The sequence below is a fragment of the Gluconobacter cerinus genome, assembly GCF_002723935.1.
GTDB lineage: Bacteria > Pseudomonadota > Alphaproteobacteria > Acetobacterales > Acetobacteraceae > Gluconobacter > Gluconobacter cerinus.
On record NZ_BEWM01000006.1, the window covers coordinates 110,323 to 137,210 of the forward strand.

General features: G+C 53.2%; 30 protein-coding genes and 1 pseudogene. 6 read left to right on the plus strand and 25 right to left on the minus strand.

From position 1 onward, the window contains the following. Positions 1 to 8 precede the first annotated feature (8 nt). The 13 genes from GCE01_RS14000 to GCE01_RS14065 all read right to left on the minus strand — a co-directional run bounded on the left by GCE01_RS14000 (position 9) and on the right by GCE01_RS14065 (position 10,961). Positions 9 to 329, minus strand: a complete 321-nt coding sequence (locus GCE01_RS14000; protein WP_099213336.1) for a hypothetical protein — start codon at positions 327 to 329, stop codon at positions 9 to 11. Next, the gene (locus GCE01_RS14005) at positions 326 to 751 is read right to left on the minus strand and encodes a hypothetical protein (RefSeq protein WP_046900291.1); all 426 of its coding nucleotides are present in this window, start codon (positions 749 to 751) and stop codon (positions 326 to 328) included. Before GCE01_RS14005 ends, GCE01_RS14000 begins: the two co-directional genes overlap by 4 nt. 2 nt (positions 752 to 753) lie before the next feature. Further along, complete coding sequence (locus GCE01_RS14010) at positions 754 to 2,238, minus strand: phage tail sheath protein (RefSeq protein WP_099213337.1); 1,485 nt, start codon at positions 2,236 to 2,238, stop codon at positions 754 to 756. Positions 2,239 to 2,322: 84 nt separating this feature from the next. Further along, complete coding sequence (locus tag GCE01_RS14015; protein ID WP_099213338.1) at positions 2,323 to 3,300, minus strand: hypothetical protein; 978 nt, start codon at positions 3,298 to 3,300, stop codon at positions 2,323 to 2,325. Positions 3,301 to 3,310: 10 nt separating this feature from the next. Continuing rightward, positions 3,311 to 3,943, minus strand: a complete 633-nt coding sequence (locus tag GCE01_RS14020) for a hypothetical protein (RefSeq protein WP_244591233.1) — start codon at positions 3,941 to 3,943, stop codon at positions 3,311 to 3,313. Next, positions 3,921 to 4,322 (minus strand): hypothetical protein, encoded by a 402-nt coding sequence (locus GCE01_RS14025; protein ID WP_064274306.1) that lies wholly within the window; start codon positions 4,320 to 4,322, stop codon positions 3,921 to 3,923. The genes GCE01_RS14020 and GCE01_RS14025 overlap by 23 nt, the downstream gene beginning before the upstream one ends. A gap of 55 nt (positions 4,323 to 4,377) precedes the next feature. Next, positions 4,378 to 5,757 carry a DUF4043 domain-containing protein gene (locus GCE01_RS14030; RefSeq protein ID WP_099213360.1) on the minus strand — a complete coding sequence of 460 codons (1,380 nt, stop codon included), beginning with the start codon at positions 5,755 to 5,757 and terminating at the stop codon, positions 4,378 to 4,380. A 76-nt stretch (positions 5,758 to 5,833) separates the two neighbouring features. Continuing rightward, the gene (locus GCE01_RS14035) at positions 5,834 to 6,322 is read right to left on the minus strand and encodes a phage scaffolding protein (protein ID WP_233125942.1); all 489 of its coding nucleotides are present in this window, start codon (positions 6,320 to 6,322) and stop codon (positions 5,834 to 5,836) included. Between the two features lie 23 nt (positions 6,323 to 6,345). Next, positions 6,346 to 7,764, minus strand: a complete 1,419-nt coding sequence (locus GCE01_RS14040) for a phage portal protein (protein ID WP_099213340.1) — start codon at positions 7,762 to 7,764, stop codon at positions 6,346 to 6,348. A 42-nt stretch (positions 7,765 to 7,806) separates the two neighbouring features. Further along, positions 7,807 to 9,123 (minus strand): phage terminase large subunit, encoded by a 1,317-nt coding sequence (locus GCE01_RS14045; RefSeq protein ID WP_174694857.1) that lies wholly within the window; start codon positions 9,121 to 9,123, stop codon positions 7,807 to 7,809. Then, positions 9,104 to 9,553, minus strand: coding sequence for a hypothetical protein (locus tag GCE01_RS14050; protein WP_086633075.1), 450 nt, complete (start codon positions 9,551 to 9,553; stop codon positions 9,104 to 9,106). The genes GCE01_RS14045 and GCE01_RS14050 overlap by 20 nt, the downstream gene beginning before the upstream one ends. 587 nt (positions 9,554 to 10,140) lie before the next feature. Next, on the minus strand, positions 10,141 to 10,653 hold the full coding sequence (locus tag GCE01_RS14060) for a hypothetical protein (protein WP_099213341.1): 513 nt from the start codon (positions 10,651 to 10,653) through the stop codon (positions 10,141 to 10,143). Beyond that, complete coding sequence (locus GCE01_RS14065) at positions 10,653 to 10,961, minus strand: hypothetical protein (RefSeq protein WP_064274272.1); 309 nt, start codon at positions 10,959 to 10,961, stop codon at positions 10,653 to 10,655. The genes GCE01_RS14060 and GCE01_RS14065 overlap by 1 nt, the downstream gene beginning before the upstream one ends. A gap of 106 nt (positions 10,962 to 11,067) precedes the next feature. Between GCE01_RS14065 and GCE01_RS14070 the strand changes: the two genes are divergently transcribed. Then, positions 11,068 to 11,460, plus strand: coding sequence for a helix-turn-helix domain-containing protein (locus tag GCE01_RS14070; protein WP_046900300.1), 393 nt, complete (start codon positions 11,068 to 11,070; stop codon positions 11,458 to 11,460). A 535-nt stretch (positions 11,461 to 11,995) separates the two neighbouring features. On the opposite strand, the gene GCE01_RS14075 is transcribed toward GCE01_RS14070, so the two are convergent. After that, positions 11,996 to 13,510, minus strand: coding sequence for a replicative DNA helicase (locus tag GCE01_RS14075; protein WP_046900301.1), 1,515 nt, complete (start codon positions 13,508 to 13,510; stop codon positions 11,996 to 11,998). 121 nt (positions 13,511 to 13,631) lie between these two features. On the opposite strand from GCE01_RS14075, the gene GCE01_RS14080 reads away from it, so the two are divergent. Further along, positions 13,632 to 13,946 carry a hypothetical protein gene (locus GCE01_RS14080; RefSeq protein ID WP_046900302.1) on the plus strand — a complete coding sequence of 105 codons (315 nt, stop codon included), beginning with the start codon at positions 13,632 to 13,634 and terminating at the stop codon, positions 13,944 to 13,946. Here GCE01_RS14080 and GCE01_RS14085 read toward each other — a convergent pair. Beyond that, entirely contained in the window at positions 13,922 to 15,244 is a 1,323-nt protein-coding gene (locus GCE01_RS14085; RefSeq protein ID WP_099213342.1) for a bifunctional folylpolyglutamate synthase/dihydrofolate synthase, read from the minus strand. The genes GCE01_RS14080 and GCE01_RS14085 overlap by 25 nt on opposite strands. Continuing rightward, positions 15,244 to 16,113: an acetyl-CoA carboxylase, carboxyltransferase subunit beta gene (gene accD / locus GCE01_RS14090; RefSeq protein ID WP_086633071.1), complete on the minus strand. Its 870-nt coding sequence runs from the start codon at positions 16,111 to 16,113 to the stop codon at positions 15,244 to 15,246. The genes GCE01_RS14085 and accD overlap by 1 nt, the downstream gene beginning before the upstream one ends. A 272-nt stretch (positions 16,114 to 16,385) precedes the next feature. On the opposite strand from accD, the gene GCE01_RS14095 reads away from it, so the two are divergent. Continuing rightward, positions 16,386 to 16,949, plus strand: coding sequence for an HdeD family acid-resistance protein (locus GCE01_RS14095; protein ID WP_086633070.1), 564 nt, complete (start codon positions 16,386 to 16,388; stop codon positions 16,947 to 16,949). 72 nt (positions 16,950 to 17,021) lie between these two features. On the opposite strand, the gene trpA is transcribed toward GCE01_RS14095, so the two are convergent. Next, a complete protein-coding gene (trpA, locus tag GCE01_RS14100) occupies positions 17,022 to 17,834 on the minus strand; it encodes a tryptophan synthase subunit alpha (protein WP_099213343.1) in 813 nt (270 codons plus the stop codon). Further along, complete coding sequence (trpB, locus tag GCE01_RS14105; RefSeq protein WP_086633068.1) at positions 17,831 to 19,057, minus strand: tryptophan synthase subunit beta; 1,227 nt, start codon at positions 19,055 to 19,057, stop codon at positions 17,831 to 17,833. The genes trpA and trpB overlap by 4 nt, the downstream gene beginning before the upstream one ends. A 178-nt stretch (positions 19,058 to 19,235) precedes the next feature. Between trpB and GCE01_RS14110 the strand changes: the two genes are divergently transcribed. Beyond that, positions 19,236 to 20,285, plus strand: a complete 1,050-nt coding sequence (locus tag GCE01_RS14110) for a CorA family divalent cation transporter (RefSeq protein ID WP_046900308.1) — start codon at positions 19,236 to 19,238, stop codon at positions 20,283 to 20,285. On the opposite strand, the gene GCE01_RS14115 is transcribed toward GCE01_RS14110, so the two are convergent. From GCE01_RS14115 to alr, 5 genes are all read right to left on the minus strand, one after another. Continuing rightward, positions 20,282 to 20,722, minus strand: a complete 441-nt coding sequence (locus tag GCE01_RS14115) for a DUF934 domain-containing protein (RefSeq protein ID WP_086633067.1) — start codon at positions 20,720 to 20,722, stop codon at positions 20,282 to 20,284. The genes GCE01_RS14110 and GCE01_RS14115 overlap by 4 nt on opposite strands. Further along, a complete protein-coding gene (locus GCE01_RS14120; protein WP_099213344.1) occupies positions 20,709 to 22,382 on the minus strand; it encodes a nitrite/sulfite reductase in 1,674 nt (557 codons plus the stop codon). The genes GCE01_RS14115 and GCE01_RS14120 overlap by 14 nt, the downstream gene beginning before the upstream one ends. Beyond that, on the minus strand, positions 22,379 to 22,696 hold the full coding sequence (locus GCE01_RS14125) for a DUF2849 domain-containing protein (protein ID WP_099213345.1): 318 nt from the start codon (positions 22,694 to 22,696) through the stop codon (positions 22,379 to 22,381). The genes GCE01_RS14120 and GCE01_RS14125 overlap by 4 nt, the downstream gene beginning before the upstream one ends. A gap of 237 nt (positions 22,697 to 22,933) precedes the next feature. Beyond that, on the minus strand, positions 22,934 to 23,380 hold the full coding sequence (locus tag GCE01_RS14130) for an RrF2 family transcriptional regulator (protein WP_064274282.1): 447 nt from the start codon (positions 23,378 to 23,380) through the stop codon (positions 22,934 to 22,936). Positions 23,381 to 23,506: 126 nt separating this feature from the next. Next, positions 23,507 to 24,631 (minus strand): alanine racemase, encoded by a 1,125-nt coding sequence (alr, locus tag GCE01_RS14135; RefSeq protein ID WP_099213346.1) that lies wholly within the window; start codon positions 24,629 to 24,631, stop codon positions 23,507 to 23,509. Between the two features lie 111 nt (positions 24,632 to 24,742). Between alr and GCE01_RS14140 the strand changes: the two genes are divergently transcribed. Next, positions 24,743 to 25,216, plus strand: a complete 474-nt coding sequence (locus GCE01_RS14140; RefSeq protein WP_086633062.1) for an Lrp/AsnC family transcriptional regulator — start codon at positions 24,743 to 24,745, stop codon at positions 25,214 to 25,216. A gap of 89 nt (positions 25,217 to 25,305) precedes the next feature. Next, positions 25,306 to 25,536 carry a (2Fe-2S)-binding protein gene (locus tag GCE01_RS14145; RefSeq protein ID WP_086633141.1) on the plus strand — a complete coding sequence of 77 codons (231 nt, stop codon included), beginning with the start codon at positions 25,306 to 25,308 and terminating at the stop codon, positions 25,534 to 25,536. A gap of 47 nt (positions 25,537 to 25,583) precedes the next feature. Here GCE01_RS14145 and bfr read toward each other — a convergent pair whose 3' ends face one another. Both bfr and GCE01_RS14155 read right to left on the minus strand, forming a co-directional pair. Next, a complete protein-coding gene (bfr, locus tag GCE01_RS14150; RefSeq protein ID WP_086633061.1) occupies positions 25,584 to 26,072 on the minus strand; it encodes a bacterioferritin in 489 nt (162 codons plus the stop codon). 460 nt (positions 26,073 to 26,532) lie between these two features. Beyond that, positions 26,533 to 26,844, minus strand: a pseudogene (locus GCE01_RS14155) (transposase); the annotation flags it as partial. Positions 26,845 to 26,888: the final 44 nt, after the last annotated feature.

The following is a 26,888-nucleotide window of genomic DNA, read 5'->3' on the forward strand; positions in this document are numbered from 1 at the left end:
GTGCCTACTCAGTTTTTTGCTGTAGCGACCACCATCTCTTCATCAGTATCCTGATGAAAACATGGATAAAGCACTGCAATTCCACCTTTGCCGATACGGCGCGCCAGATCACGAATTTCTTCTTTCGTACCCGGCATCTGCACTGGAACACCGTCGATAGCCGTAACTGAACAGATCATTTCCGCATAGCCCAACCATGCAGCAGCCGAAGCACCAGTCACAGCAGAGCCTGCCGCCTCAATCAGATCCAGCATATCCGCAGGATCGATCTCTTTCAGAGAAAGACATCGTCCATCAGCAAGACGAACTTCTTTCGGAAGCATACTCATGAAATCTTTGCCCTCGTTGATGCAAAGAACTGCACCGTTTGATGAACCATCTGATCCGACTGCCAGGCATCATTTTTCAACTTGATAGACACGTTCGTGTACTCCCACGTACTTGTCGTGCCATCAGGCTCTGTCACATACTGGTAAATTGTACCGCTCCCAACCGTTCCAGCATTCCAGTAAGCAGCTTCAATAGCAGCAACCAGATTGTCCAGCGCCGCACTAGCACGTGCGATCTGAAACGAACCACGCCAGCCATTCGGGACATTGAACTCGACTGGCATGCCATTAAGCGGACTTGCTCGCAGAGCATGCGTCTCCTGTGATGCCCCGAAAGACGTGACATCACGCAAATCAACCCGCTGGCCGTTCCAGAGAACTGTAATCCGGCAGTCGCGACCAATACTATAAGGATTTGCCATGCTCAGACGCTCCCGCCCGCAGTCGTCACCGTCACGGAGGTGCCGCCCTGCAAATTCACCACAAATTTTTCATTGATGCCTTGGTACCGCACAGCCACGTCAGCCTGCACATATCCCAACGCAGTCCGCGACTGGGGATTATTCGAACTATCGCAAACAACACGGTAAGGCAGTTCAGAATTCTGAACACCCAAAATACCTTGAGACAACAAGGACGACAGGAAACCCAGCAGGGTCGATCGAATGTCGGAAAAGAGCGTGTCATTCACGACCTGTCCGACATACGCTCCCATGCCACCAGCAAGGGATGACGCAATATAATTGGTCAGACGGGTATAATTATCTCCATTTACCGTCGCTTTACTTGACGTATTGTGCCCACACCGTACTGCCCAGTAAGTCCCGCCCGGCGCAGGATTGCAGATAACATCGATCCCAGCCGTAAACAGTGTAGATAGCTCGGCCGTGGAATAGGTTGCGCTGCTGCCCCCTAAGCCTGCCTTTTGGCTTCCAACAATACCCGAAAGTGCTTTATTCAGGCTCGACTGTTCAGGTGAAAGTGCAGAAAGAATGCCTGCAGCAAATGCCTGAGGGCTGACAAGCATCATGCCATTAACGTCATCGTTCCACCAGATCCAGTCACCGAACATCAACTTTACGGCTGAAGAATCCAGACCGCTGGCGGCTTTGACGGACACTGCATTGCTTACACTGTCATATGCAGGGCTTGCCGTCACCATATAGACCCCTTCACCGAGGCCAAATGCCGCCTGCGACGAATAGCACGCGCTATCTGTCACGCCATGAAGGGTGGCAACGGCACATCCCTGCCCCCTCAGAGCATACATACCCGTCCGAATGATATCGTCTTTTCCTAGAAAAGCCGACGTATCAGGCGTCCCACCATCTAGTCCTCCAGACAGCGTCACGCTTCCGGGAACAGGATCAGGAACTGCATCCGGCAAATGGATCGTCACCAGAGCTGACAGATCCTGCGCGACAGCGGCTTCCAGGATGTTCCATGTCGCACCTGAATAAGATGCTGCTCCAAGAACCGGATGCGAAACTGCCAGCCCATAACCCGCCCCCGTTGCGGTCAGGGTCACAACGATAGAATTACCAGCAGCGCCGGTATGAACAGCACTAAGTGTAACGCCTCCCAAAGAGGCCGTTGCGTTTGCATCCGTTCCATCTGTTACACGCACGACAACGAACGATGACGCCCCTTGCAGAGCCGCAATATTTACAGCCAGCCCTGCATCCGTCGTTTTGTTCTGCTTACTCCCAAAAGCAGAGAGATAATCACTCATGCCACCCACAGGCACTGGAAGCCCTACCGGGCCCCAGCCTGCCGTTCCAACGATACCCAGCTTCGATGAAGAGGCACCCGTCAGTCCCAGCGGTTGTGGCTGCGCAATCTGTACATAAAGGTTAGGAACCGTAAGCGCAGTCGTATTCAGCGTACCCGCCTGATAAACCAGAGACATCCGCCGATATTTCCTCCAAGAAATACAATATATTGTTCCGATAATTGAACAATTAATTCTTCTTTATTATATTGATTCTATTTTTTAATGGCTTTGACAGACGACAGTCCCAAACTGATTGACCATCATTCCCGGATATGAATTCTGAGCTGCCTGAGAAGTTTGTGCAGCCTGCATTGCCTCAAGAGCATGCAGAACCACACTATTATCAAAAGCAGGCTCGATTGCGCCGAAACTGCTAACCTGATCACCAGCAGAAACAGTCCCGGCCCCAAACATCATGTCAGACGACCACTGAACCTGCAGGGTGTCAAAAACCAGCTCGTACAAATAATCCCGTCGATACAATGCTTGATTTTGCATCGTATCGATGTCCTCAACACTCACGAACCTAAGCTGTGCCTGCCGGCCATCCAACGTAGAAATCCAGCTCTTCTCAGCCAGCTCAGTATCCAGAAACTGTCCAAGCGTATCCCGAACACCAGAATCAGCCGTCCAGAGCGAAACCCTATACCGCTGATTCTGTCGGCGGTTCACCCTTACGGACTGGCCATAGCCAACAACGTTTCCGGCTAAGTTATACCCCGGAACCTGCACAGAATTTTCGTCTGCAAGACCTTTTGGGAGTTGCCCGGCCAAAGCCAAAGCTACAGTTTCAGGAGTGTCCTGCTCAGTCACGGCATAGGCGGCAGAAATCTGAGTTTTCCCAGCCTCGTACCAAACACCGACAACACCTGAAGGCACCCCATCAGAAGGAAAAGCAATGCAAACAGCTTGCGCACTCTGCTTCACTGACACCGTGGGCAGAACACGCGCCTGAACCTGCCAGGGGCGCCCCAAAGGCTCTGGCACAACAACACCTTTCTGAGGTGCCAGTGTGACCGTCAGGAAATCCGTATTGTTCCGAATATTTTGAGCTGCAAATATATCACTCGGTAAAAGCCACCCGCGACGAACGATCGTCTGCCGTCCCGTTACAGACGGCTTTTCGAGGCCTTCTGGATATAAAATTCCCGCACACACATAAGCCAGAGCCAATCCGACCTGAGAAGCATCCGCCATTTTTCTCTCCTCAGACCTGTTGCAGAGACATGGTGCAACGCAAACCCCAGTCCGACATCTCGGCAGCATTAATCGTGTACGTCGTATCCAGGTCCGTCGTGACCGTCATATAGGGTTGCAACACGATGCCCGGCAGCCGCGGTAAATACATGACAAACTGCCCAGGCTTGGCTGAGCCCGGAATGCCACTCCCAGACCCCTCTCCTTTAGACCGCAAAACAATCGCAGCAGGACATTCCTCAACGATGTTCCCTTGCGTCCCAGAAACGCCACTGATCTCCACAGTCCGATTACATGCCACACACAGCGGAGGTCGAAGGTCATCCACTGCCGCAACAAAAAACGTATTTCCCCCGCAAGTCAGAATATCTCCGACCACAGTATCTTCACGGCAATCCGTAAGCACATATTCCATAACCCCACCCCAATTGGGGGATCGGGAGAATGTAAAGTCAGCACTCGAATCAAAAGCGAGCATCGGGTGTGCATAAATATTTTGCATGGGAGACAAGGGATTATCCGGCCGGTATTGCTCTCCGGAGTGACCTAAAATCCCTGCCGCTTTTGCATACCCTCGACAAAGTCTGGACGCGATCTGTTCCGCCCGCATCATGCCCCCTTCAGATGATGACCAATCGGCCATCCTGCAATTCCAAACCGCCTGTCACCCCGAGAAACGCGCATAAACGCCGACGCCATAACGTCAGAAGCATCACGCGATCACGCACTTCATGACCGTTGTGATACCAACTCGCAGCCTGTGCCGTATCCAGATTTTCAGATGCCCCCAAAAGAGCCGTTTCCAACGGGTAAAGCTGTGAAAGGTACAAACGCACCTGCTGCAGTTCTGCGCCAGATAAGCTGTTAATCCGCCATTCCAACGCTCCCTCAACCTGAAAGAAGCGCCAGGATTCCTGCCCTGTCTCCCGCGATCCAATTGCCGGATACCCGCAAAATCGCCGAACATCGACCTTTTCGCCGTCCGTCAATGGACCCGAGGACAGGCTTGCAGTCCCAGACATATAATCCTCCTCCACCAGAAGAACCCCCATGGAATCATGGGGGTTCGAAGTCAGCTTAGAAGGTCATGCCAAGTGCATCCGTGCCCAGGCTCTCAATGATAACGCCACGCTTGAGATAGCTGTTCGTCGCCGTGGGAATAACGTTTGTATCTGCCGTCACATCCGTCGGTAGCGCGAAACCCCCAATCCAGTACCAGGACTGAGCGATAATCTGGCGCAGTCGATCCAGTGGCTCACGCGTCACCATTGCAACCCCATCCACCATCTCAATCAGTGCGCGATCAGCGTCTGGGATGTCCGAATGGCCGGTCAGCGCACAGTCACCCTCGATCAGAGCCCCCTGACCCAACAGCAGAGCACGATGAATAGGACCGGCACCAAGAGAAAGCTGCTGAGGGGCCTCTGTTGTCGGAATAAATCGAACACCCAGAAGTTCAATCACCTGCCCGGAACGATACTCTTCCGAACCATATGCTCCCCGATAAAGATGCTTGAAGTCATCGTCACGGAACAGCGATAGAAGCTGAATATCATCCAGATAACAATGATATGCCCCATTGATCATAGGAACGTTGTTACGGCGAAGCGTCGCAACACCAGCCAGAACCTGCTGAATACCCAGCGTATCCGCGAGACCGTTTGCACTCGCCGTCTGTAGAGCTGCCGTCGTCAGACGGCCATTCGGACGGATCACCTTCGGTGCCGTTGCCGCAACCACCGGCTGCCCAACGGCACCATCCGCGACAGACACGCTGGCGGAGAATGTCATCTGCCCGGAAATTCCGCCCGGCGCCGTAGAAACATTGGTCGCGTCAGCTACCACGCGCACAAGCGTGTACACATCCGAACCAACTGTCACAGTCATGCCATTGCTGGATCCAATCAGCGTAACCTGACCATTAACGATGACGGACTGAAATCCCCGAATGTCATCAACCTGAATGGTGTCGCCTTCAGCATCAAGTGCAACACTAACGCGCGTATTGCCACCCAGATAACCACCTACTCCATTCTGAGCTCCACCAAACAGCGTATTGCGCGCCAGCCGATCCAGAGACTGCATGGCCTGAACACCATTTGTATTGGCATTTGCAAGAAACTGCGATGCAATCCCGACACCACTCGTCACCATATTCAGATCAATCGTGTCGCCATACTGATTGATCGAAAGAGTGTATTGCTCAACAGACCAGCCAGCAGGGCTCATTCCATTATCGAAGTTGGTATTGCCCGTTGGATTCAGCGGTGTCGTAACAGGAGCCTTCAGACTCTTACGCGTCTTGGTAAGAGTCTCACCAATAGCGTTGGGGAAAATCTCGCGATCAGCAACCTGTCGAAATCCCATTCGAGATTTGAGGCCGTTTTCAAACTCCCGTGCCAGAAAACCCTGCTGAATAGCGGCCTGAAGCTGAACTGGAAAATTTTCGATGCTCATGAATGTCATTCCGTAAATATTTATGAAAAATTCCGGCATACTTGGCCGGTCAAATATTTAATTCACTGTCGCGCTATCAAGCACGGGCCAGAAACTGCCACTTGCGCGCTTCGTAATCAGCTTCAGTAGCTGCGCGCGCATCAAAAGGTTCAATGCCGCCAGGCTTCGGTGCCGGGTACCCAACCGTTGTGCCACTCGAATATCCGGGCCGCACAATTTCTCCGAACAGATATGCACGCTCCTGCCGCGCCTGTTCCAAAGCCTCAATCACTCCCACAACCGCGCCATCCTCAGTGCGGGTAACACCGCCCATATCAATCAGACGAACAACATCTTCAGGATTATACGCGCCCAAACGAACAGCCTCTGACCGCAGAGCCGCAACCATGATTTCACGGTCACTTTCCTGCTTCACACGAGACACAATTTCCTCATGCGATCGCTGCAGATCTTCCTGCCGGGCAACAGCATCCGCCATTTCCCGACGAACGGATTTGACCTCATCCTGCGCTTGAGCAAGCGCCTGACGAAGAGCCTCCACACCCTCAATAGTTTCTTCAGACACGGATATTTTCCCTCCGTTCAACATCACGCCTCATCCGACGCAACCCACTGTTCAAGCACACGCCATTCTGCCCCGGGGTCAGAATTTCCAGATGCCGTCGCATACATTCTGACAGCCGTCTCTCGGCTTAAAATCCCGTTGGAAACAGCCGTCACCAGCCCCTGCGACAGAGACAGAAGCTCCGGATCCGTTGCAGGGAACCAGGCGGGCCACCTCAATGCCATGCGACAATAAGGGAGGTCTTTCACCAAAACCCCACCCAACCGCAGACCGTTTTCCAGCACACAGGAAAAACGGCAGGCCATTCGGTAAACAGCCAAAAGCCCATTCTCGCCATAAGAATGCCGCAGCCGATCCACCAGCCAGATCAGAGGCTGGCACATCATTTCCATGGCCTTGCCAGACTGCACGCCTGAAATCCGATCGCCATGCGCTCGATTGCCGTGCAGTTGCTCCAACGCAATTTGCCGCAGTTCCCGATAGTGCTCGAGCACTGCCCCTGCAGCATTGCCGTTAATTTCCAGAAGCTTGGCATCCCCTTCAGGAGGCAACGTCAGAGCCGACGACGCTCCGCCTTGGTGAGCCACACCATCCGAAAAACCTCCAGTTTTCAAAACCAGCGTCGGATCAGAGCCATATTTCAGACCTCGCCCAGCCTGAGACAGAAGGTAATCCGCCTCAATGACCGTATCGATCGCCCGTTCAAAAGTGCATTCCCCTTCCGGGTCACGCCCATGTACACCACCCAGATTGCGGATCCAGATAATCGGTACAAAACCCAGCCCATGGCGCACGGACCGGCTTTCATCCCGAACCCCACCGTCCATACCGACAAGCCAGGGTACGGAAACTGCGCAATCCATTGGTGTCCAAATCCGCTGCCACCAGAATTGCGCACCCAACAGATCTTCACCAATTGGATAACCCTGCGCAGCAAGATCCCGGCCTCGAACAAGAAACTGCTCCTCAACACGCAAAAGCTCGCCACTAGCATCATCCCAGACCGGCGTCAGATAAGCCGTATCGAGAACCGAAAGCTTCGGCACGCCGGCCGACACCTCAAAAAGAACCACCACAGAGCCAATGGAACCACACGTTGCGGCCTCCATCATCAGTGATGCTAAACGCGTCTGTGCGGCGAAAACACTCATGGCTTCCGCAACTCGCACATCATCCGTAATCAGACTGGGCCAGTGCGTATCGCCAAAAAGCAACGAGACGGATTCATCGACAACCGTTCGGCATAAATTGCTCCGGACAGATGGTCGTCTATTTGAAAGCGGAATGTATTCCCCCGCCCCTGATCGTTCCAGCGAGAACGGATGAGGCAAGGCATCATATTGCGTACCGTCCAGAACGCGCCTTAACGCCAGCAGGCGTGCTGTGCGCGCAGACGCACCCGCCGGCACGGCATACCGCCGTTGCAGGGACAACCAGTCCATGAATTCTCCAATGCTAAAGCCCGCCTGCAGCCTAGAAGCCGGTCAGCGCGCCAACGAAAATGCTGACGGGCTCCAGCCCGCCATACTGCTGCTGCCAGACAGCATCAGTTCACTCAGTCCCCAGACCATCGCGTCCGCCCGATCCGGAGACCGGGGCCCTCGATATCCACTGACTGAAAAATGACAGAGCTGATCCTCAAGCGCTTCAAAGCGCCCGTGATGAACCACCTTGCCAATCTCATAGAGCGCCGCCACAGGCTCTGCCCGCGCAGCCTTGCCTCTCGCTGCTGTGACCAGCCGAACCGGCGCAGTCGCTCGCACACTCCGAATGGTATTCTCTACCAGAGCACCACCGAAATTTCGTTCGGCAACAATCCGCTCTGCCCGCCAGTCATCCAGAGCATGCAATGCCCGTGCAGCCCATCCTGCCGGACTGTCTCTGGCAGAAAGATCTTCCAGAACATGTCCAACACCATCAGCATCCACGCCGCAGACAACAATTCCGATTTCATCCGATCGATAATCTTCCGGACCAGAGGCTCCCGAAGGATCAACCGACACCAGAATACGCCGCATGCGTGAAGCAATATCCATCCGCGTCTGAGCCGCAACAGCAGCTTCGCGTCTGAACGACTCAATCCGCCAGAGCGCCCCTTCAACAGCAACCTGGTATTCTCCATGAAGAAACCGTCGCCGCTCTCGTTCCGGCAACGCTTCCAGCGCTGCAAGATAACCATCTCCCAGATTATCCCTGTTAGAATGCGGATTAAGAATCATCGTGCCATATAAGGAACGATCCGAAATGGGTTGCCCCGACTTCGGCTCTATTCCCAACTCGAAAAGCGCATACAGCCAATGACCAACACTCGGCGGGTTGGCATCAATATATTCACGGTTCACCAAGTCACATTTCTGCGCCAGCCGCGTCAGCAACATGTTCCGCGCGCCATAACTGATCTGGCTCGCCTCATTCAGATAAACTGTCGCAAATTCAAGACCCAGAATTTTCTCGGTACGCTGCTCATCATCCAAACCGCCGAACAGAATGGTAGACCCATTGGAGAACGTCACGACACAGTCCTGCCGATCCAGCTTCCACCGAACCCGCGGAAAACAGAACTGCATGACCTTCGGGAACGTATCCCGCAAAACAGACGCCTTAAGAGCCGTTAATCTGTGACGAAAAATACCATGACGACTGTCTGGAACCTTCAACGCTCGAATAATAACGGCTCGGATCAACACAAACGTTTTGCCTGAGCGTGAGCCACCCCTTAATAAAATATGACGGGCAGGCCCTCCCAACAAACGAACAGCCTCGCTTTGTGCATCATTCAGTCTAAAGGGCGCTGTCGTCATGGCTGATACAGATGGAAATGGAACCTGTCTGGTCTTCGGTATGTCCGGCTTTAAAACGAGACGGTCGATGTGCCTTTAAAAGAAACGCCATCAGACCATCACTATATTTTTTCCTGACGAGCGGGCTTCCCGTCTCGGGGTTGCAAATAATTTTTCCACCATAGGTAATTGGCTCGTCATACCCTTCGACAGCGCGACGCCGGGCTTCAGCTTCCAGGGCGTCTGCCGCTTCCTCCAAAGCATCATCCCAAAGAAATGCGAAGTGAGGGTCCGTCTCTTTCCAATGATACAGCGTGCTTCTCTGAACATCTGCAAAACGGCCAGCTGCAGAGATATTTCCATTGGCAGCAAGATGCTTCAGAAACTGCTCCTTGCGCTGGCGAGATCGCCCATGGCGTATCCGTTGCTTCTCACTCTGTGTCTCGCTCATTTGTCCATTCCCCTCCCGACTCTGAGCGTCAATCAATCCGAAGCTCTGCTTCACGTCGGCTTTTCATTGACCATCCATCAAGCCAAGCCTCATGTTTTTGCCCGGCATGTATGGGCTTTTTCCTTGGAAAATGTGTTCTGGGAACTTCCTGTAATCGTAATCTCTGCTCCCGCTGCGCCATAACTTCCAAACGACTTCTGGTCGCCTCGCTTACGCATCCAAGGGCCTTTAACGAAAGAGTTTTTCGCCGACAGGGAATAGCTCGACAACGCACATCAAGCCGCGTGAGTCCTGCGTCCACCAATTCATGCCATTCAAGAGAACAATCCGCCCGATGAATCGCTTCTTCAGCATTCACCAAAGGGCACGCGACGACATCTAAACCATCCCCAAGAATAACAACCATAACTTGGTGACCGGAAAGGACAACTGATCCGGAAGAAATGTGAAATCGTTCCAACACTAGAAACTCTTCCAAATAAAAAAGGCCAAACTCAAAATTGAGCTGGCCTTTTAAAATAAGATATCTTCAATGTACTTTTCTTATGCAATAATCGCGTTCGAAATTCAATACTTTTCTGAAAGATTTAAATTTTATTCTTCATATTTTCGTACGCATACGAAAGTTGCTCAAGAAGCAACGCACATTGTGCCGAAACTTTCATCCGCGCGCGCCCTTCAGAAAGGCCGGGGTAAAGATGGCGTGCCATCGCAGAAAAAGACATTTCTCGTGCCAGCATCATTTCAAGACGCACGTGCCCGCACAATCCCAACCTCTCACGAATTTCCGAAATCCGAACCGAGCACTTGCCACGGCCAATCATCCACGTGTGCACATCGCCCTTTTCACGAAAACGGCCATCTGACGATTTTTCTTCCACAATACCAATCGTTGCAAAGAGATACTCCCGGTACCACCGATCTGCAGCAGAAACCTCGTCGTCCCCAATGTCGCCCGCCTCATACATCGAATGCACTGTGTTAACGACACGATGCACCCCATTTCGCTCCACGATTTCATGATGCTGAAAGCGTTCTGGAGTGGGCTTCATATGGCGGGCAATGGTCACTGGAGGGATTTCCCGAATTAACGTTTGCATCAGTGGATACTTTCCCAAATCGCAGAAGCCCCCATCGGAGCCAAAACAGGAAACTGCGGAACCCGATCAGCGCCCCACAAAGCGTTCCAACTCACAGGGTGCCCTGGCGGCAGAGCCTCAGCGCTCTCACGATCCACGACCAGTCTTTTCGGAGTGCCGCCCGATACCTTTGCAATCTTTTTAGCCTTGCGCATCGAACGATTACGCGCCTCTTTATGGAGAGGCTTCCAACTGTCAGCCGCCAACATGGCTGCAATGGCGCTGGCAGATACCCGACGAGGAGTCTGGCTTTCACTCATCTGCCTCATTCTAACTTCCTTCATGCTGCAAATTTGATTTTTGGCAAAATGCCATAGGCAATAAGAAAAAAAACTTCTTCTGGATTTGGCATAAAGCCATTGCTAAAAAGGCCACATGGCCAAACACAAGCGCTCGGACTCCCTGACTATCCTCCAGCGAGCTATCGGAACACGTATCGCCTGGGCCAGGGAACTCGTTATTCCCAACCAGAGCGAATGTGCCAGACTCCTGGGAGTAGATGCCTCTACCCTCAACAAGATTGAGCGTGGCGATCGCGCGCCCAGCGTCTTCCTCATCGCCGCTCTCTCGAACCGCCTCCGCGTCTCGACAGATTTTCTTCTGAAAGGCGTCCTGAACGGTCGTACCGACGAAGAACTGGCCCTGCGGCTGGCTGCCCTGCACCCAGAGTTGGTGCTCCAGCGGCAAGACATGGCTCCCGACAGGGACAAAAGCACGACTTCTGACATACCTGATCAGCCCACGAGACCAGACGAGGATCTGCACTGATAGTGTCTTCGCTGACTTCAATGCGCATTCGAACGCTCCCCCATTCGTCGTAGTGCAGCAAACCTGCCTCGGCGATGGAATGAACAAATCAGAAACGTTTCCAGCTATCAGCGAAACACAACGCATCAACCGGCCCCCTTCCTTCCTCAGCAGCCATCCCCACGACAACCGCCGATTAACGATAAATTAATGGCAATATGCCACTAGGTCAAGAAGCAAATATGGCTCATTGCCATTGCGGGACTTGCGTGTACTCCCCGCTTGGGAAACGTGGCCCCTAACCAACTCCCTCTCACAGCACTCTGACATGATGAAAACTGTTGGTTTCCGTAACTTGCATCACATTGCGGAACCGATTTTTTTTTAACTCGCTTCTGTACTAAAAATTAGAATGCAACAAAGTATTGCTAACCTTTGATGCCTTCCGTGAATCTGCAAAACGGATATTCCTCGGGTGTTAATTCCCGTCTCAAGATTCGATCTCGGGTGATGCTCGGACATAAAAAAAAGCGGTCCGAAGACCGCTTTCCAATTCTTATTCGTGGATCGTATCCAAATCTCCGAACCGGGTATACTCTCCCTCAAAGTACAACTGGACCATTCCAGTCGGACCATGTCGCTGCTTCTCAAGAATCAACTCAGCCTTGTTATGCACAAGGGCCATTTTCCGCTGCCACTCTTCAGTTGCTGCCTGAAACTTCTCGTTGCTATCGTATGCACTATCTTTGGGCATCCGCTGCTGCAGATAATACTCATCACGATACACAAACATCACAGCATCCGCGTCCTGCTCAATAGAGCCAGACTCACGAAGATCCGACAACATCGGTCGCTTGTCCTCGCGGGATTCAACCTGACGAGACAGCTGAGACAATGCGATAACTGGTACTGAAAGCTCTTTCGCAATTGCTTTCAGGCCCTGTGTAATCATTGAAATTTCCAACACACGACTGTCCGGCTTGGTCCCAATCGCAGGACGCATCAATTGCAGATAATCCACAACTACCAAGCTTAACCCCTGCGTTCGCGCCAACCTCCGGCATCGCGTTCTCATCGCGGAAAGCGAAATAGCCGGCGTATCATCAATGTAAAGTGGCAGCTTCTGCAATTCACGAGACACCCGGACAAACCGATCAAACTCTTTCTGTCCGATATCACCACGACGAATTTTTTCACCCGATACTTCTGCCTCGCCAGACAGAATACGCGTCGCCAACTGTTCAGATGACATTTCAAGAGAGAAGATAGCGACGGAGCCGTGAGGCTTTTCTCCACGCTCTTCAGCGTCTCTCATGATCGAACGCGCCGCCGAGAACGCAATTTTCGTCGCCAGCGCTGTCTTTCCCATGGCCGGACGCCCAGCGAGAATCAAAAGATCAGACGGATGCAACCCACCCGTCCTTTTATCCAAGTCTCGCAGTCCGGACGTCAGGCCAACAACATCGCCCGTCCGTAGAAATGCCTTCTCAGCAACATCAATAGCTCCCGTGAGGGCTTTGCCAAACGAGACAAACCCGCCCTCCTGACCACGTTCAGTCGCAAGTTTGAACAACGCCTCTTCAGAAGCCGCAATCTGATCACTACCATCCAGATCAGGCCGCGCACCAAAAGCATTGTTTACAACTGTCTCTCCGATATCGATGAGCTGACGGCGAACCCATGCATCGTGAACAACGCGACCATAATCCCCGGCATTTACGATCCCCACCATGGCGGTCAGAAGTTTGGCGAGATACGCAGGTCCGCCCGCAGCATCCAGCACACCCGTGTGCTCGAATTCGGCCTTCATCGTAACGGGGTCAGCGAGCTGGCCACGCTCAATGCGACGGGCCACAGCCTCATAAATCCGGCCATTCACCGAGTCGGCAAAATGCTCGGGCTCCAGAAAATCCGAGACCCGCTCATAGGCCTTGTTATTGGTCAGGATAGCTCCGAGAAGCGCCTGCTCCGCCGCGATATTCGCTGGCGGAGAACGACGCAGGAGCGCGCCTAGCCCCCCATCATCAGAGGACGCGTCAGACGCAGCTGGAGAAGGAAAGGATTCGATCATAGTCACGACAGTCTTTTACCATCAGCATCCTCCAGAAGCAGCGCCTCAATGTGCATCTCCTGCCGAGACAAAACGTTTTCAGTCCTGTCAGCCTCTCAATCGCTACATCAGGACGCAGGACATGATCTCAAAAGAGCAGTTCTATGAAAGCCTCAAGAACACCAGTCCGCCGACCGGCCTGTCTCTTCCTCAAACAGCACTTTGGTGGATTGGAAAGCAGGATTGGGCCAAAGCACACGAACTGGTGCAATCAGCCGAAGGCATACGACCAAACGACCGTATTCACGCCCTTCTTCACCGACAGGAAGGAGATTTGGCCAACGCCCGCTACTGGTATTCCAGAGCGGATGCGAGGATGCCGGACCAGACCATTATGCAGGAATGGGATGATCTGGTCCGACAAAACTTCGCTCAGACGGAAACCCAGCCATCCTGAGCAAGAGCAACGCCCGCAAGATAAAGACTACCGCAAATCAGCACGCGTGCGGGCTCTTGCCCACTTTCAGCCAAACGCTCCAAAGCTTTGACAATCGTCGGCCCAGCGATTGCGATTCCCCCGGACGCAGCAACAAGCTCCTCCACAGGCGTGGCAAGATGCTGGTCAACTTCCGCCACAGCCTGAACACTTGCTGCCCGCGCCAAGAGGGGCTTGAGAAATCCACTCACGTCCTTGCTCTGCTTGACCCCGGCAATGATGTGAACAGGTCGATCCTTCCAACCATCAAGCACCTCCCCTAGCACCTCACCTGCACCAGGGTTATGGCCACCGTCCAGATAAAGCTCCCACCCAGCTGGCAGCATAGCAGCAAGCGTTCCATGCAATCGCTGTAACCGGGCAGGCCAGTCAGTTCTGGCAATACCCTCATACGCACTCAACGGGATATTCAACCCAGACACCCGCAAAGCCGCAATCGCAAGAGCTGCATTTGTTGCCTGATGCGGCCCCTTCAAACCCGGCAAGGGCAATTCAAGGTCACCTTGTGGGTCAGAATAATGCAGCTTTAGACCATCCACCCGAACATGCACATTCTGTCCCAGGCTCCACAGAGGCGCCTTCAATGCCTCCGCACGCGACCGAATGGCATTTAACGCTTCTGAAGCCTGGGGAGAGACAACGACGGGCACACTAGGCTTGATAATCCCAGCTTTTTCACCAGCAATGGCCTCAAGCGTTTCTCCCAGAAAGGCCTGATGATCCAGACTGATCGTCGTGATGGCACACGCAGCAGGCTTAGGAACCACATTTGTGGCATCCAGCCGTCCACCGAGACCCACTTCAAGAATGACAAGGTCAGCAGGGATGCGAGAGAAAAGAAGAAAACCTGCGGCCGTCAAAACCTCGAAGACGGTAATGGGCGCACCTGCATTAACGCGCTCAACCTCTTCAAAAGCATCCACCAGCGTATCTTCGTCAACCAGCTTCCCTGCCAGACGAAACCGCTCAGTAATGCTCACAAGATGCGGGCTGGTCATCACATGCACACGGAGACCTGCTGCCTCGGCAATCGCCCGCAGATTGGCGCATGTGCTCCCCTTGCCGTTCGTACCAGCAACATGAATGACTGGCGGCAAGTGCAGTTCGGGATGACCCAGCTTAGCCAGAAGAACTTCCAGCCGCCCAAGAGAAAGATCAATCAGCTTGGGATATAACTGGTGCAACCGGGCAAGAACCTCGCCCGGCCGTCCCTGATATTCACCAGCCAGGCGGACCGGCTCCCCCTTCTGGGCACCCATCAGGCAGCGACGTCCGGAGCCGCCTTTTGGCGAGTTAGCATACCAAGAACGCGCCCCAGAAGCTCAGGCAGCTCGGAGCGCTTTGCAACAATATCAACCATCCCGTGCTCACGCAGGTACTCGGACCTCTGAAAACCTTCCGGTAGTTTCTCGCGCACGGTGTCCTGAATCACACGAGGACCAGCAAAAGCAATCAGCGCATTCGGCTCAGCAATGTGAATATCACCCAGCATTGCGAAAGACGCTGATACGCCCCCTGTCGTCGGGTTCGTAAAGACCACGATATAGGGCAGACCAGCTTCCTGAAGCATCTGCACGCCAATCGTCGTACGCGGCATCTGCATGAGGCTGACAGCGCCTTCCTGCATACGCGCACCGCCGGAAGCCGTGTAAATCACCAGCGGGGCCTTCTGAAGAACAGCCAAACGACAGGCCGCCACAAAAGCCTCACCCAGACCTGCTCCCATCGTTCCCAACAGGAACTCAGGTGCCATGACGGCCACCACAGCCTTCTGCCCCTGAATTCGGCCATGAGCGACCACAAGCCCCTCATCAAGATGAGACTTGTTCCGCGCGTCCTTCAAACGATCGGTGTAACGCTTGGAATCCTTGAACCCCAGCGGATCAACCGGCATCTTCGGCAGCTCGATGGTCGTATATTCGCCACCATCGAACGTCCAGGCCAGACGCTCCTTTGCCGTCGCACGCATATGATGCCCACAATGCGGGCACACCTTCTGGGAGCGCTCCATTTCCTTGACGAGCATCATCTGCCCGCAGGAATCGCAGTTTGTCCAAAGATTATCCGGCACGTCCCGCTGAAGCAGGCCACGCAGCTTGGGTCGGACGTAATCGGTCAGCCAGCTCATGTCGTCTCGTTACTTTCTGCCTGCCTTCGGGACGAAGGCCAGAATGGGAAAAGGCTCTTGTACAGGCCATTCATAATCGCCGCGTTTTAGCGTTGCCAGCACATTTATGCCAGCCTTGCCATACAGAACTGTGCCCAGCCTCGGAAAAATATGGCACCATCTCCCTTAAGGAACACGCACCGCGATCACCTGCAACCACTGAGCGTCCTCGCGGTTTAATCAGGCAAAATCAGTGAACAGACGGGCCATTGTTCCCGTCCGGAGAAACCCCAATGTCCGACAGTTTCAATACCGTGCAGTTCTCCCCTCAGTCAGGCCTGAAACCCGGATGGTTCATCGGCGTGGGCGCCTTCCTGGTCGTCCTGGGGCTTCTGGCAGCCTTTGATGCGATCGCCACAACGCTTGCCAGCATGGTCCTTCTGGGCGTTCTGCTCATCATCGGTGGAATCGCCCAAATCATGCAGAGCTTCGCGCATCGCGGGCTCCCCCTGCCCAACCAGTGGCTTTCCGGCCTGATCGGCGGACTTTACATTCTTGGCGGACTTCTCCTCATCGAAGAGCCCGCAACCGGATCGGTCTTCATTACGGCTATCCTTGCAGGCTGCCTTATCTTCGCAGGCCTTAGCCGTGCCTTCTGGGCCGCCGGGCACCGCACAACAGGTGGCTGGGGCCTCCTCGCCGTCAGTGGCGTCTTCACGCTCCTGATTGGCATCCTTCTCTACATGACACTGCCGTGGTCAGGCCTGTGGCTAATCGGAACCCTGATTGCCATCGAGCTTCTGATGGCTGGGGCATCTGCCATTCTTTTTGGCATGTCACTGCGCAATCGCACGTGATCAGACTGCAAATAAAAAGAGCGCATCAGAGAAACCCCTGATGCGCTCCAAATTCACCACCCGAAACAGGTTTCAACCCCGAACGGCCGCAGACAACTCAATAAGCTGCTTCAATACGGATGGAACCGTCTTTTCCGTCGCCTGCCCCTCAGACAACGTCCCCGCCATCGTCTTGATCAAAGCAGACGCCACAACAGCCGCATCCCCAATCCGGGATGCCGCCCGCGCCTGCTCAGGCGTCGAAATTCCGAACCCGATCGCAACCGGCAGATCCGTCGCTTCCCGAATCTTCGGAAGAGCTTCCTCAAGCTGCGCCTGGCTGGCACTGCCCGTCCCCGTGATCCCCGTGATGCTCACATAATACACGAATCCAGACGCATCTTTCAGCACATGGAACAGACGCGTCCGGGCCGTCGTCGGCGCCACGAGAGAAATGATATCCAGCCCGGCTGCCCGCGCATGGGCATCCAGCAGATCCGCCTCTTCCGTCGGCATATCCACGACAATGATGCCATCCACACCCGCCTGAACCGCATCAAAGCAGAATTCCGCTGGCCCGTAGCTATCAATCGGGTTCAGATATCCCATCAGAATAATCGGCGTCTCGGCATCGGTCTCCCGGAAAGACCGAACCATCTCCAGAACGCCGCCCAACGTCGCGCCGGCTTTCAGCCCCCGCAGTGCCGCAGCCTGAATCGTCGGACCGTCCGCTGAAGGATCGGAGAACGGCACACCAATCTCGATCAGATCCGCCCCCGCAGCTGGCATCGCCTTCAGCAGCTCAAGCGAGGTCTCATAATCCGGATCAAACGCCTGAAGATACGGAATCAGTGCACCCCGTCCCTCCGTCTTGAGGGCTTCAAAACGGGCTTTGATACGGCTCACAGGTTCACTCCCAGATGGCTCGCCACAGTGAAGATATCCTTGTCTCCACGGCCAGAGACGTTCAGCACGATGATCTTGTCCTTCGGCATCTCCGGCGCAATCTTCATGACATGCGCCAGTCCATGGGCGCATTCGAGAGCCGGAATAATGCCTTCCGTCCGCGTCAGAAGCTGGAACGCATCCAGAGCCTCCTGATCCGTCACACCAACATACTCGGCACGCCCAATATCATTCAGCCACGAATGCTCCGGCCCAATCCCCGGATAATCCAGCCCCGCACTGATCGAATGCGCCTCTTCGATCTGACCATGCTTGTCCTGAAGCAGATACGTCCGGTTGCCATGGAGCACTCCCGAGCGCCCACGGGAAATAGATGCCGCCGTCTTGCCAGAATCCAGTCCCAGCCCGGCAGCCTCCACACCAATCAGACGCACATCCGCATCATCAAGGAACGGATGGAAAATCCCCATTGCGTTTGAGCCGCCGCCAATGGCCGCAACAATCACATCCGGCAGACGCCCCTCAGCCCGGACAATCTGCTCCTTCACTTCCGTACCAATGATGGACTGGAAATCACGAACCATCTCAGGATACGGATGCGGTCCAGCAACCGTGCCCACCAGGAAATACGTATCCGCCACATTCGCAACCCAGTCGCGCATGGCTTCATTCATAGCATCCTTAAGAGTCCCGGCCCCGGCCGTCACCGGCTTTACCTCAGCCCCAAGCAAATGCATGCGGAAGACGTTGGGCTTCTGGCGCTCAACATCCGTTGCGCCCATGTAGATGACGCATTTCAACCCAAAGAGCGCACAAACCGTGGCCGTAGCCACACCATGCTGACCAGCACCCGTCTCAGCCACAATCCGTGTCTTGCCCATCCGTCGGGCGAGCAGGATCTGCCCCATGACATTGTTGAGCTTGTGCGAACCTGTGTGGTTCAGCTCCTCACGCTTGAGATAAACCTTCGCGCCACCCAACTCTTCCGTCAGGCGCTTCGCAAACCACAACGGGCTCGGACGGCCAACATAATCCCGGTAATAGTAGTCCAGCTCCTCACGAAACGCTGGGTCAGCCTGCGTCGCGCGATACGCCTCCTCCAGTTCAAGAACCAGAGGCATCAGCGTTTCCGCAACAAAGCGTCCACCGAAGACGCCAAACCGGCCGCGCTCGTCCGGTCCGGAACGCAGGGAGTTAGACAAGGAAGATGAAGGGGTCGTCATACCGGGCTCTGTTCCGCTTAAAGGGCTAACCAGCGATACCAAGGCCAGACGGGAACGTCCATCCACACCCTTTTCAAGAAATCAGCCTTACCGAATTCTCGGCAGCCCCCTTGCACGGAGCGCATCCTCAAGACATGAGTCAGAACACCTCCTGCCTCCGACCAAGGATCTTTCTCTGATGCTTCTCGCCCGGCCCGCCGGCACACCGGCCCGCGAGATCGGCCCGGACGTCGATATCAATGCCACGAACTGGATTGACCTCATCAATCCAACACATGATGAAATTACAAAAGCCGAGACACTCCTTGGGGTTCACATTCCCAAACTGGAAGAACTGGAAGAGATCGAAAGCTCATCCCGCCATTATGAACGGGACAACTGCCTCTATCTCTCCACCCCCCTTGTACGCCGTGCGGATGACGTCTCGTTTTCCAAACCCGTCGGTTTCATCCTGACGGAAAAAAGAATCATCACGGTCCGCTATACGGATTATTTCGCATTTGATCTCGTAGGGGGAAAGCTGGCTGAATACCCTGCAGGCAAGGTCTCGCCGTCTTCAACGGAACTGCTGGTTGAACTGCTCGAAGAGATTATCAACCGTCTGGCTGATATCCTCGAAGGCCTGGGGCGCACTCTCGACACCATTTCCCGCCGCGTCTTCAACGCCGAGCAACCGCGCGATCGCGCACGCGTGGGCGCCATGCTTCGCGAAACCCTGCGCCGCCTCGGATATGCCGGAGACCTAGCCTCAACAGTCCGGGACAGTCTCCTCGGCATCGACCGTGTTCGTATCTATCTGGAAGATTACATCAGCCAAAGCCTGCAAAAGGCCAAGGATCAGGGCACGTCTCCCCTTCCCGCCAGAGATACTGCTGGGAAATCACCTACGCCGGCTGACACATTTAAATCGCGTCTCAAAGTCGCAGGCCGCGACATTGCTTCCCTGAGCGACTTCGATGCCCAGATCGTCAGCAAGGTCCAATTCCTTCTGGATGCGACATTGGGCTTCATCAGCATCGAGCAGAACGACGGCATGAAAGTCCTCACCGTCGCCAGCTCAATCGGGATCATGCCAACGCTGATCGCAGGTATCTACGGCATGAACTTCAAGGACATGCCGGAGCTTACCTGGAAATATGGCTACCCTTACGGCCTTACCTTGATGGTTCTATCCACCATCCTGCCGCTCTTCTGGTTCTGGCGCCGTGGATGGTTCGGAACCCGTTAGGAGTCTTCTTCAATCCGCAGGCCGCCCTCAACAGGACGAAAAGGCAGAACAGAGCGCTGATATGCCACCGGGAAACGATGGAGCTGTTTTTCCCACAGCTCCACGTCACTTCCCTCCGGCAAAACGACGTTGTCTACGCCACACCGCTTGAGGAAGGCCGCCTGATCTGGAAGGACATGCCCTTCCGCACGAATTTCTCCCGAAAAGCGGAGGTACTCCCGCAATTCCCGCGCCTGCGTAAACACACGCCCATCACGGAAGATCGGAAAGCGCAAAACAACCAGTTCAAGCCGGTTGAGATACGGTTTCAGCGCCGTCGCATCATCAGCAATATCCAGAAGAACAGCACGTGCTTCCGTATTCTCTGCCAACTCTGAAAGCGTTACCAATGCCTCATGAAACTTGGCGGGACGTTCATTCAGCTCAAACAGTTTCATAAGCTGCCTCCTTGAAAGGGACGTCCCCGAGTCGATCCAACGTATCGAGGAACGTCTCGCCCCTCTGCCTTATACCAAGGTAGCAATCCACCAGCCGGGCAATCGCATCAACCGTATCGTCCTCCGGAAGCGCTGGCCCCAGAATGGTTCCAATGGAAGCACCGTTCTCTGCCCGGCCACCCAACGTAATCTGGAAGAACTCTTCCCCGCGCTTGTCCACACCCAGCAAGCCAATATGACCCGCATGATGATGGCCACATGCATTAATGCAGCCTGAAATATTGATCCGTAGCGCGCCGATTTCTGCCTGCAAGGTGGCATCCCCAAAACGGGCACCCAGCTTCTGGGCAATCGGGATGGAACGTGCATTTGCCAGAGCGCAGTAATCCAGCCCTGGGCATGCCACGATGTCCCCGATCAGGCCAATGTTGGCAGACGCCAAATCCACTTCTTTCAGGGCCTGCCACAGATCATACAGCCGATCCTGTCGAACATGCCCCAGAACAATGTTCTGAAGATGCGTAATCCGCAGTTCGCCAAAGGAATATTCGTCAGCCAAATCGGCCAGACGGTCCATCTGGGCGGACGTCGCATCTCCCGGAATTCCCCCGGCAGGCTTGAGCGAAACAACCGCTATAATATGACCCGCATCACGGTGCGGATGCGTATTGCTTCGAACCCAAAGATCAAACTCCGGATTAGTCTCACGTCTGGCTGAGAGCTCCTGAGAAGCGTTATCCGGGGCTGAGAGTTCCGGAACAGCAAAACGCGCGCGGATCGCATCCACCATTTCAGGCGTCAGACGGTAATGCTCCAGATCCATCTGCTGCAACTCAGCTTCGACAGCCTCACGATAAGCGTCAATGCCCAAAGCCTGAACCAGAATCTTGATCCGTGCCTTGTAAATATTGTCGCGGCGTCCGTGCGCATTATAGACACGGACAATCGCTTCGAGCGTTGCAAGCAGACGCTCTTCAGGCACAGCGTCAAATATCTCCTGCCCGATAATGGGCGTGCGGCCTAAGCCGCCTCCCACAAAGATCCGGAAGACAGGACGCCCGTCCGCGCCACTGCGAGCCAGAATCCCAATATCATGGAAACGAGCCGCAACCCGGTCGTTCGGACTGCCAGAAATAGCAATCTTGAATTTCCGCGGCAAAAACGTGAATTCGGGATGCAATGTAGACCACTGGCGCAGAATTTCCGCATGAACACGCGGGTCCACGACTTCATCCGCAGCCGCACCCGCAAATTCGTCAGACGTCACATTCCGGATGCAGTTTCCGCTGGTCTGAATGGCATGCATGTCCACCTTCGCCAGATCGCGCAGAATGTCCGGAGTTTCTTCCAGCTTTATCCAGTTAAACTGAATATTCTGACGCGTGGTAAAGTGCCCATAATCACGATCGTACCGACGCGCGATATGCGCGAACATCCGCATCTGCTGACTGTCGATCGTTCCATACGGAATAGCGACACGCAGCATGTAAGCGTGAAGCTGAAGATACAGACCATTCATCAGCCGCAGCGGCTTGAATTCGTCTTCACTCAAGCTTCCATCAATACGGCGCGTTACCTGCCCGGAAAACTCGTCGATGCGAGCGGCCAGAAATTCGCGGTCACTCTGATCATATTGGTAATGGCCAACAGGAGCGTTCATTGCCCGGCCTCCACTGAAAATTCGGGATGTACAGTCGGACCATGCGCACGAATTCGCTCACGCACCGTCACAGGTTCCGGAGGATCAACGTCGCGTACAGCCACTTCATATACACCTACGACACCATCCTGCTGGGCACGCGCCTGCGCTTCCTCAAGAACATCGCTCACGGCGTCAGCATCCAGTTTTTCCGCTGCCCCAACTCGAGCCGCCCAATGTCCATCATGATCGCGCCAGACGATTCTTCCGTCCAGAAGGCGATTAGCCGTCAAAACAAGCTTCTCACCTGCTCCAACACGAACTGGTCGTTTCATAATGCCCTCCGCAGGAACGAAACTGACATAGGATAAACCATCAACTCGCAGGTTTCCCCTCGCATGACGTCAAAAGAAGCTCCGAAGACCTTCTCAACGTAATGCAGCGAATGAAAAAGGACTGAGCGTAGCAACGAAAAATTCACCATAACGGATCAAATAATGATCCATTATGGTGAATTCTCCAACCTCAATCAGCAAATTTTAGTGATAATTTTTTATAACTAATTTTTTTAGTTATATTGAAAAGGAGATAGGAGCTCGATTAGGTCGCTGCATTCCCGCTTCCTCAGCCTGACGCAACAACCCTTCCAAGGTCACAGCTTCCATTTTTTTGGCTAGCTCAACATTCATTGAAGCCCAAAAAGGTTCAAGAACCTTCTCTATTAACGGATTGGCTGCTTCCCCATCGGGGGCGTGTTCTTCGGTAACGGCCTGAACAATCTCATGCACCGTAATGGTTCGGGGCGGACGCCCCAACCGATAACCGCCTTTAGGCCCCCGCACACTATCCAGAAGTTTTTCTCTCGAAAGAGCCTGAAGAACAGGCTCGATCCCGCGACGCAGCATATTACCCCGCTTGGCAATATCAGCGCCACTCACCACACCGGAACGCCCCGCGTGAAAAGCAACATCCAACATGATTGAAACAGCTGTCAGGGCACGATCGCGGCGGAGATACATGAATTTTCCGAATTCAACGCAAAAGAAAGGGCACTTGAACAACTTGCGATGCTCATTCGTGTATTTGGGTCTTTCAAACAGCCCTGTCAATCATTGAAACGGGATTACACTCTCAATCGGATGACTCTACTCCACATATTCGCGATAATATCGCCCACCTAGAGAGGTCAAAATTTCATATCCGATAGTTCCCGCAGATGTGGCCACATCATCAACGCTTCTGCGTGGCCCGATCAAATCAACATACATATCTGCATGCAGCTGAGATTCCGGAACCGCTGATACATCCAAGGCCAGGGAATCCATAGAAACACGCCCTACAATAGGGAGCGCGATATCTCCCAGCCATGCACAACCTGTCCCGCTATTATGCCTGGAAAAACCATCCGCATATCCCACGGCCACCGTCGCAATACGGCGCGGTTTCTCTGGACGATAGGTCAAGCCGTACCCAACAGCATCGCCTACCTCCACATCCCGCAATTGAAGAACACGGGCGTGAAGAGAAACAACCTGCTGCAAGGGATTAGGCAGTTCAGCGTTAGGAGCGATTCCATAGAGAGCCGCGCCAGGCCGAACTAAATCCATATGGTAATCCGTGCCTAGGAATATACCCGAAGAAGCCGAGAGGCTCAAAGGAGCTGCAGGCATTAAGGCTGCCATGTCCCGAAATCTTTGGTGCTGGATTTGGTTGGCTTCACTGGCTGGAACGTCCGCACAAGCCAGGTGACTCATCACCAACCCAAGACTGATACCGTCCAAAAGAGTTTGATCATCAGAAAGCTTCCTGACATCCGCCCATGAGAGACCAAAGCGGGACATCCCACTATCCAGCTGGATAACAGCCTCCTGCACAGCCCCCTCTCGCGCAGCCTCGCGTTTCCAAAGATCTATTTGTTCAAGACTGTTGAGAACAGGCCGAAGTCCGAAATAGACACACTCAGCTGCAGCTCCCGGCCGCGGCCCGTGCAGAACCGTAATCCGCGTCTCGGGTGAGACGATCTGACGCAGAGCGATTCCTTCATCAACATGAGCGACAAAGAATTCTTTTGCGCCTTCCCGTTCAAGAATAGGTGCCACTTGCTCAGCACCCAACCCATAGGCGTCCGCTTTCACAACAGCGGCACAAACTGCCGTTCCCACCCTATCCCTCAAAAAGCGATAGTTTTTGGCTATAGCTTTGAGATCAACCGTAAGAGTGGCACCGGCCCGAGAGGCAGGCCAGAGGTGAGGAGCTGATAAGATCGTCATACGTCACCCTATCGCAAATCGAAATGAAATTTCCTGCATAAATTCAGCATATTCTTCAGTCTCAAACATTATATATGCAGCATATAACCAAGGAAGACGGAAAATTGTGACATGATCTTCGATCGCACCACCGAATCCATTCTTCGCCTTCTGCAACATGACGGCCGTATGAGCAATGCAGACCTCGCGGAACGCGTTGGTCTTTCACCCTCAGCATGCCTGAGACGTGTCAAAATGCTTGAAGAGAAAGGCGTCATCCGAGGTTATCATGCCGTCATCGATGATCGGTCTGTACATAACCTGACAACAGTCATTGTACAGATAACCTTGGAGCGCCTGACGGACGAAGCTCTAAGACGCTTTGAAGCCCGCATTAAGGAATGCGCCGACATTCGTGAGTGCTACCTGATGACTGGTGAAGCAGACTATCTTCTGCATGTGGCAGCCCGGGACCTGGCAGACTACGAACGCATCCATAAAGAAGAACTCTCTCGCCTTCCTGGTGTGATCCGCATTCACAGTAACTTCGCCATCAGGCCAGTTGTGCAGCGTTGGAGCACTCAGAACATAGGCCAAACAACATAAGGAAATTTTAATCGAACTGCATTTGCGAACCAATCTCATTTGGCGTATATGAAAATTATTGCCTCATGATAGGACGCCACGAGCAGCTCATGATCATTTGTTCATGTAACGCACTTTCCCACAAAGACGTCGAGTCGGCGATTGATGCCGGAGCATCCCGACCCTCGGAAATTTACACTGCCAGGAAGTGCCGTGCTCAATGTGGGAACTGCGTTCCAGGAATGGTTTGCCTTTTAAAGCAAGCCATTCAGGAGCGGAGAAATCTCGGTCTGGCAAATACCAATACCGCACAGCCAACAACGCAAAACGTGTACTGCTAATTTAAATCAAAAAAAATGCCCGGGATTTTCGGGCATTTTCAAAGAACTTAGTCTTGATCAGGTGCTGCGGCAGAATTTGTTTGAATGTACCGCTCAATTCCGACCTGCTTAATCAGGTCAAACTGACGGTCAATAAAGTCTTCATGTTCTTCTTCATTCACAAGAATCTTAAGAAGAAGGTCGCGGGAAACATAATCTCGTACGCTCTCACAATACGCGATACCTTCACGAAGATCTTCAAGAGCTTTCTTCTCAAGCTTCAGATCACATTCGAGAATTTCTTCAACGCTCTGCCCAATCAAAATTTGATTTAGCCGCTGAACATTTGGCAAACCACCCAAGAAAAGAATGCGCTCAATCAGCCAATCGGCATGATGCATTTCTTCAATGGATTCTTCGTATTCTTTCTTACCGAGTAGCGTCACACCCCAGTGGCGCAATGTACGTGCGTGCAAGAAATACTGATTGATGGCCGTTAACTCGTTGGTCAACTGCGTGTTCAAATGCTCGATGACTTTAGGGTCTTTAATCGCCACGGGATAATCCTCTTCGTTATCTTGATTCGCCATCCATACACCAAAAAAAATTAGATAACAAAAATAAGTTCAATATAAATGTTTATAAAAATAATATACATTCTCATTTAGAATTTTATATAAATACACATTAAATAGTTTATATTATTTATTAGAAATTTAATAATAGTATTATATATTTTTAAGTCCAGTTTTTAGTATATGTATATTAATTTTATTTACAAAATAATTTTAAGATATTTTTTCTCTTTCTTAAATTCAATCTAACTTTTCCATTTATTTTCTGGAATACCAAGGTAAATCATAATTCCGATGCTAAAGATTGATCATTTTATAATTCATCTCGATATTAAAAATAACTGCACTGAAATCAAATCGATCCTATCTGTAGCTACATTGAACCAGATCCGACCTTTCAGGCGGGCACGGATTCTTCTAATCTTCAGACTAGGCATAGGGCTCATATCCAGAACATGACGGTTGCGACGCGGCGAATGGCTGAGAAGAAGATATGGGGGAATCTGTCGTAGCGCCGGGGTACGACCCGACCCCAGTCCTTGAGCCATCCGAACATGCTTTCGATGCGGTTGCGGCGTTTGTATTTCTGCCTGTTGTATTTGACAGGTCTCTCGCAAGATCTTCGTCCTGGAATGCAGGGCTTTATGGTGCCTTTCTTTTCCAGGGCATCCCTGAACCGGCCCGTGTCATAACCCCGGTCTCCCAGCATCCATTGTGCATCATAAAGGCTGCCCAGCAGGGCAGCGGCACCTGTTCAGGCGATCCGGATCCCTTTATTTAGCCCCGGCCTCGAAGCTA